The organism is Bradyrhizobium sp. (genome assembly GCF_049798375.1).
Lineage (GTDB): Bacteria > Pseudomonadota > Alphaproteobacteria > Rhizobiales > Xanthobacteraceae > Bradyrhizobium.
The window spans coordinates 1-2,570 of sequence record NZ_JBARGP010000604.1; the positions used below are offsets into that span (position 1 = coordinate 1).

Genomic DNA, 2,570 nt, shown 5'->3' on the forward strand with positions numbered 1-2,570 from the left:
ACCCTCGCGGCCCTCGCGGCCACAACCACCCGCAATTTCGCGGAGAAATCGCTGTGTCCGACCTCGCTACGCTCGAAACCTCCATCCTCGACCAGATCAGCGCTGCCGCCGATGAAGCCGCGTTAGATGCCGTGCGCGTCGCAGCGCTGGGCAAGAAAGGCTCGATCTCGGCGCTGCTGGCGACGCTCGGCTAGATGTCGCCCGATGAGCGCAAGACGCAGGGTGCGGCAATCAACCTCGCCAAGGACAAGGTAACCGCGGCGCTGACCGCGCGCCGCGACGTGCTGAAATCGGCCGCGCTCGATGCACGGCTTGCGGCGGAGACCATCGACGTCACCCTGCCGCTGCAAGACACGCCGGCAGACGCCGGCCGCATCCATCCGCTGAGCCAGGTGATGGATGAGCTCACCACCATCTTCGCCGACATGGGCTTTGCGATCGCCGAAGGTCCGGACATCGAGACCGACGACTACAATTTCACCAAGCTGAACTTTCCGGAAGACCATCCGGCGCGCGACATGCACGACACGTTCTTCTTCAATCCGAAGCCTGACGGCTCGCGCATGCTGCTGCGGACCCACACCTCGCCGGTGCAGGTGCGCACCATGCTGACCCAGAAGCCCCCGATCCGCGTGATCTGTCCCGGCCGCACCTACCGCATCGATTCGGATGCGACGCATACGCCGCAATTCCACCAGGTCGAAGGCCTGGTCATCGACAAGGGCTCGCATCTCGGTCACCTCAAATGGATCCTGCACGAGTTCTGCAAGGCGTTCTTCGAGGTCGACCACATCAACATGCGCTTTCGGCCGTCGTTCTTCCCGTTCACCGAGCCGTCGCTCGAGGTCGACATCCAGTGCCGCCGCGGCAACGGCGAGATCCGCTTCGGCGAGGGCGAGGACTGGCTGGAGATCCTCGGCTGCGGCATGGTGCACCCGAACGTGCTGCGCGCCTGCGGCCTCGATCCCGACGAATATCAGGGCTTCGCCTGGGGCATGGGCATCGACCGCATCGCGATGCTGAAATACGGCATGAGCGATCTGCGCCAGCTGTTCGAGGGCGACGTCCGCTGGCTCTCCCACTACGGCTTCAAGCCGCTCGACCTGCCGACCCTGGCGGGAGGATTGAGTACGTGAGTGACACTCACACCAATCTTCGGCTTCGCAAGCGTCAGGGCCGCGCTCTCTCCATTCCCTCCCCCCTTGTGGGGGAGGGAATGGGAGGGGGGTAGCCCAGGATGCCGCACGCAGCCGTCAGCGAGCGTCAACGTGGCCGGGCGAAGCAGCTTCGGCAAACGATGACGCGCGCCGAGACACTGCTGTGGCGGCACATCAAAGCGAGCCGGATCGATAATCTCAGCTTTCGTCGCCAGGTCCCGTTCCAGAACTACATCGCCGACTTCGTCTGCTTTTCCGCAAAGCTTGTTATCGAGCTTGATGGAGAGTCTCACGACTTCGTCGAACGACAGAAAGCGGACGCCGACCGCGATGCCTTCTTCGCCACACAAGGTTTCCAGACCTTGCGCTTCACCAACGATCAGGCGATGTCGAATCTTGAAGGCGTCGTTGAAGCGATCCGCCAAGCGATCTCGCAGCGAATGCTCGGCTCACCCCCCTCCCCAGCCCTCCCCCACAAGGGGGGAGGGAGCGGAGAGAGCGAGCCAAGCTCCATCGACAGAACTGACACCGTACTCACCAGCAATACTCGAGGCATGCAGCCATGAAATTCACGCTGTCCTGGCTGAAGGACCATCTCGACACCGACGAGCCGGTCGAGAAGCTCGCCGAGAAGCTCACCATGATCGGGCTCGAGGTCGAGCATCTCGAGGACAAGGCAAAGCTGCTGGCGCCGTTCACGATCGCGCGCCTCGTCTCGGCCGAACAGCATCCGAATGCCGACCGGCTGCGCGTCTGCATGGTCGATACCGGCGATGGCGGCGCACCCGTGCAGGTGGTCTGCGGCGCACCGAATGCGCGCGCCGGCCTCGTCAGCGTGTTCTCACCGCCTGGCACGTTCATTCCGGGCAAGAACATCACGCTCGGGGTCGGCACCATCCGCGGCGTCGAAAGCCGCGGCATGCTGTGCTCAGCCGCCGAACTGCAGATATCGGAAGATCATGACGGCATCATCGAGCTGCCGGCCGATGCGCCGATCGGCAAGGGCTACGCCGAGTGGGCAGCTCTCGGTGATCCCCTGTTCGAGATCAATCTGACGCCGAACCGGCAGGACTGCACCGGCGTGCATGGCATCGCACGCGATCTCGCCGCGGCCGACATGGGCAAGTTGAAAGAGCCCGGCATCAAGCCGGTGAAGGGCGAATTCCCCTGCCCCGTGAAAGTCACGGTCGAGGACGAGAAGCTGTGCCCCGCCTTCGCGCTGCGGCTGGTGCGCGGCGTCAAGAACGGCCCGTCGCCGACATGGCTGCAGCAGCGGCTGACCTCGATCGGGTTGCGCCCAATCAACGCGCTGGTCGATATCACCAATTTCATGACCTATGACCGCGCGCGTCCGCTGCACGTGTTCGACGCCAGCAAGGTGACGGGCAATCTGGTCGTGCGCCGCGCCCGCGA

At 64.0% G+C, this 2,570-nt stretch carries 2 protein-coding genes and 1 pseudogene; all 3 read left to right on the plus strand.

Annotated features, from left to right (window positions below; genetic code table 11):
* The first annotated feature begins 53 nt into the window (after positions 1 to 53).
* A pseudogene (gene pheS / locus WA702_RS24265) lies at positions 54 to 1,136 on the plus strand (phenylalanine--tRNA ligase subunit alpha).
* Positions 1,137 to 1,297: 161 nt separating this feature from the next.
* The gene (locus WA702_RS24270) at positions 1,298 to 1,723 is read left to right on the plus strand and encodes an endonuclease domain-containing protein (protein ID WP_425113092.1); all 426 of its coding nucleotides are present in this window, start codon (positions 1,298 to 1,300) and stop codon (positions 1,721 to 1,723) included.
* Positions 1,720 to 2,570: YtpR family tRNA-binding protein (gene ytpR / locus WA702_RS24275; RefSeq protein ID WP_425113093.1), on the plus strand; the 851-nt coding region annotated here is incomplete at its 3' end. The genes WA702_RS24270 and ytpR, both read left to right, overlap by 4 nt.

Coding starts and splice junctions, on each gene's coding strand:
- WA702_RS24270 (WP_425113092.1), top strand. CDS start 1,298: ATGACGCGCGCCGAGACACTGCTGTGGCGGCACATCAAAGCGAGCCGG.